This is a genomic window from Nitrospirota bacterium (genome assembly GCA_040756155.1).
In the GTDB taxonomy this organism is placed as follows: domain Bacteria; phylum Nitrospirota; class Thermodesulfovibrionia; order JACRGW01; family JBFLZU01; genus JBFLZU01.
The window spans coordinates 1-4195 of the sequence record JBFLZU010000021.1; the positions used below are offsets into that span (position 1 = coordinate 1).

The 4195-nt window shown below is 43.2% G+C and carries 4 protein-coding genes; all 4 read left to right on the top strand.

Annotated elements, in window-relative coordinates; translation table 11 throughout:
* Positions 1-128 (top strand): PCYCGC motif-containing (lipo)protein (locus AB1488_01780; protein MEW6408828.1); only part of this gene is annotated, 128 nt, incomplete at its 5' end.
* A gap of 51 nt (positions 129-179) precedes the next feature.
* Positions 180-1055 (top strand): UTP--glucose-1-phosphate uridylyltransferase GalU, encoded by an 876-nt coding sequence (gene galU, locus AB1488_01785; protein MEW6408829.1) that lies wholly within the window; start codon positions 180-182, stop codon positions 1053-1055.
* A 14-nt stretch (positions 1056-1069) separates the two neighbouring features.
* Positions 1070-3442, top strand: coding sequence for an endopeptidase La (gene lon / locus AB1488_01790; protein MEW6408830.1), 2373 nt, complete (start codon positions 1070-1072; stop codon positions 3440-3442).
* A 44-nt stretch (positions 3443-3486) separates the two neighbouring features.
* The coding region (gene thiL / locus AB1488_01795; GenBank protein ID MEW6408831.1) for a thiamine-phosphate kinase at positions 3487-4195 on the top strand (709 nt) is incomplete at its 3' end.

A 4195-nucleotide genomic window follows, 5' to 3' on the forward strand; every position in this document is an offset into this window, starting at 1 on the left:
ATGTTGATGACCACGCATCTGTCTGAGACATCTGTCTCAGGGAGGCCCTGCGGGCATCCGAGCTACATAAGAAGGGAAAAAGTATTGCGGCGATAAGAAAGGCTATAGACAAAGAATTCGGGAAATAGCCTGACCATCACTGTCCTTGACTTTCCCTCAGATTTTTGTAAAATATAGATGTGACTGTAAAAAGAGATATTATAAAGGCTGTATTTCCTGCTGCAGGTCTGGGGACAAGATTTCTGCCTGCGACAAAGGCATCTCCAAAAGAGATGCTCCCCCTTGTTGATAAACCTATGATTCAGTATGTTGTTGAAGAGGCAGTCGCTGCTGGGATCAAAGAGATAATTATTATCACCGGCAGACATAAAAGGGCAATAGAGGATCACTTTGATTTAGCTTTTGAATTGGAAGAAACGCTTAAGAAAAAGGGGGAAACTGAGCTTCTGGATGAGATAAAAAGGATTGCAAATATGGTAACAATCTGTTACATCAGACAGAAGGAGCAGAGGGGGCTCGGACATGCAATATTGTGTGCCCGGCATCTTGTGGACAATGGTCCGTTTGCGGTGATGCTTGGAGACGATGTAATAGATTCCAGTCAACCTGCCATAAAACAGATCATTGAGATATACAAAAGATTTAACGCCTCTGTGATAGCTATAGAAAAGGTTGATAAGAAAGAGGTACATCGCTATGGAATAATAGATGCAAAACCAGTTGGAAACGGTGTTTACAGGATAATTGACCTTGTGGAGAAGCCAAAACCAAAGGATGCCCCTTCAAATCTTGCAATAATAGGGAGATACATACTTACTCCTGAAATTTTTGAAATGATTGAAAAGACCGAACCAGGGAAACACAGAGAGATACAACTAACAGATGCACTCAGGATGCTTGCACGGAAGAGGCCAATCTATGCTTGTGAATTTAAAGGAAAGAGGTATGATGCAGGAGATAAGCTTGGTTTCCTGCAGGCTACAGTAGAATTAGCACTGAAGAATAAAGAACTTGGCAGTGCATTCAGGAATTATCTGAAGGCATTAAGATTATAATGGGAGAGATTGGAGTGACAAATTTCGTAGAACGTGAAGAACAACTCCAGGATATACCGACAAGACTGCCTTTATTGCCTGTAAGGGATGTTGTGATCTTCCCTTATATGATTATTCCACTATTTGTTGGAAGAGAGATGTCGATAAGGGCGATTGATGAAGCGCTTTCTGGGAATCGCATGATACTGATGTCATCGCAAAGGGATCTGAATGTAGAGAATCCAGGTCCTGGCGAGCTTTATAAGATAGGCACTGTTGGAGTTATAATGCGCATGCTTAAACTCCCTGACGGAAGAATAAAGATACTCGTTCAGGGGTTAGCAAAGGCACGGATAGTTAATTTTGTCCAGAAAGAACCTTTCTACATGGTCGAGATTGAAAAGATTACAGACCCGAAGATTGTCGAATATACGGTCGAGATGGAGGCATTGATGAGAACGGTAAAGGAGCAAATGGATAAGATTGTTTCCATGGGAAAGGCGATCTTACCTGACATTCTCGTTGTAATTGAAAATCTTGAAGACCCTGGCAGACTTGCCGAGCTTATTGCCTCCAACCTTGGTCTTAAGGTTGAAATAGCACAGGAGGTTCTTGAGATCATAGACCCTGTTGGAAGGCTTAAGAAAATAAATGAGATACTGAACAAGGAGGTAGAACTCCTTACCGTTCAACAAAAGATACAGGCTGAAGCCCGTGGAGAGATAGATAAGACACAGCGGGAATACTATCTCAGGGAACAGCTAAAGGCAATACAGAAAGAACTCGGTGAGATGGATGAGCGTGCGGAAGAGATGCAAGAATTCAGAAAGAAGATAGAAGAGGTTAAGATGCCAGAGAAGGTGATGAAAGAGGCGGAAAAACAGGTAAAAAGACTTGAAAGAATGCATCCTGATTCCGCTGAAGCTGCAACAGTAAGGACATATATAGAGTGGCTCACTGAACTTCCATGGAGTAAAAGCACAGAAGACAATCTTGATATTAAATCAGCAAAGAAGGTCCTCGACGAGGATCACTATGATCTTGAAAAAATAAAAGAACGGATACTTGAATATCTCAGTGTAAGAAAACTTAAAGAAAAGATGAAGGGTCCTATTCTCTGTTTTATAGGTCCTCCTGGCGTTGGAAAGACATCACTGGGCAAATCCATTGCAAGGGCACTTGGTAGAGAGTTTGTAAGGATGTCACTCGGGGGCATAAGGGATGAGGCGGAGATAAGGGGACACAGAAGGACATATGTTGGTGCACTCCCAGGAAGAATCATACAGGGCATCAAGCAGGCAGGTTCAAACAACCCTGTCTTCATGCTTGACGAAGTTGATAAGATAGGACTCGATTTCCGTGGAGACCCTGCGTCAGCACTTCTTGAGGTATTAGACCCCGAGCAGAACTTTTCATTTACAGATCACTATCTTGGTGTTCCTTTCGATCTTTCTAATGTTATGTTTATCACAACAGGTAACCTCATTGACCCCATTCCCTCTCCGCTGAGAGACAGGATGGAGATACTTACACTTTCAGGCTATACACAGGAAGAGAAGCTGGGCATTGCAAAGGAATATCTGATACCAAAGCAGTTAAAGGAACATGGGCTGACCGATGACCATATCAGGTTTACCGATGAGTCAGTGCTTCATATAATCTCGCATTATACAAGGGAAGCCGGTGTCCGGAATCTCGAAAGGGAGATAGCGAATGTCTGCCGGAAGGTCGCAAGAAAGATTGCAGAAGGAAAAGAAGGTCCTTTCAAGATAATGCCCAAGAATCTGCATAGATATCTTGGTGTGCCAAAATACCTTCCTGAAGAAGAAAGGGAAAAGGATGAGATTGGAGTTGCAACCGGTCTTGCATGGACTGAGACAGGTGGAGACATTATATATATAGAGGCTACAACTATGAAAGGCAAAGGTTCCCTCACCCTGACGGGCCATCTCGGTGATGTAATGAAAGAGTCTGCGCAGGCTGCCCTTAGCTATATACGCTCACGTTCAGCAAGACTCGGAATAAAGGATGATATATTCTCTAAAAGTGATATACATGTCCATGTCCCTGCAGGTGCTATTCCAAAAGATGGACCATCAGCAGGTATAACAATGGCTACTTCACTTGCATCTGTATTCACACATCGATCCGTAAAGAAAGATATTGCAATGACAGGAGAGGTTACTCTCAGGGGAAGGGTTCTACCGATTGGGGGGCTCAAAGAAAAGGCACTTGCAGCAAAGAGGGCTGGAATAAATAAGGTCATAATACCAAAGCGTAACAAGAAAGACCTCGAAGAAATCCCGAAGGATATTCGCAAAGATATGGAGTTTATATTTGCAGAAACAATGGATGATGTTCTCGCTGTCGCCCTTAGGGATGAAACTCTTAAAAACAGAAAGGTATAATCAGGATTAAGGATTAAGGGGTAAGGGATAAGTTTGAGAATCCGATGAGTCTGGATGAAATAGGCGAATTCGGGATTATCCAACGGATAAGGAAGAGGTTTCAGACATACAGTAAATCTACCATACTCGGTATTGGTGATGATTCAGCGGTTTTGAGAGCGAGGAAAGGTAGTATGCTGCTTTTAACCTCTGATATGTTCATAGAAGGCATCCACTTTGAACCTTCCCTTTATCCAGAGAATGCCTATTATTATATCGGATATAAGGCTATCGCATCAAGTGTAAGTGATATTGCAGCAATGGGGGGTATTCCCTTGCACTCAGCCGTCTCCGTAGCAGTTCCTATTAAGTTCTCATTGAGTGATATTGACCATCTAATCGATGGGATGGAATATGGTTGTAAGGATTTTAGAGTTGAGATTGCAGGGGGAGACACAGCAAGGTCACCTGCAGGGGTAGTGATAAACGTCTGTATCACAGGTGAGATAGAAGATAGCCTGTATATCAAAAGATCGGGTGCCAGTGTGAGCGATGTGATCTTTGTAACAGGTACACTTGGCGATTCAGCGATGGGACTGGAGATACTAAAAAAGAGGGTCAAGGGTCAAGGGGTAAGGGGTAAGGGTGAGGAGTTTTTGATAAGAAGGCATCTGATGCCTCAGCCGAGAATCAAGGAAGGGAGGACGATAGCACTTAACCGTCTGGCAACATCCATGATAGACATCAGCGATGGACTTTCCTCTGATCTATGGC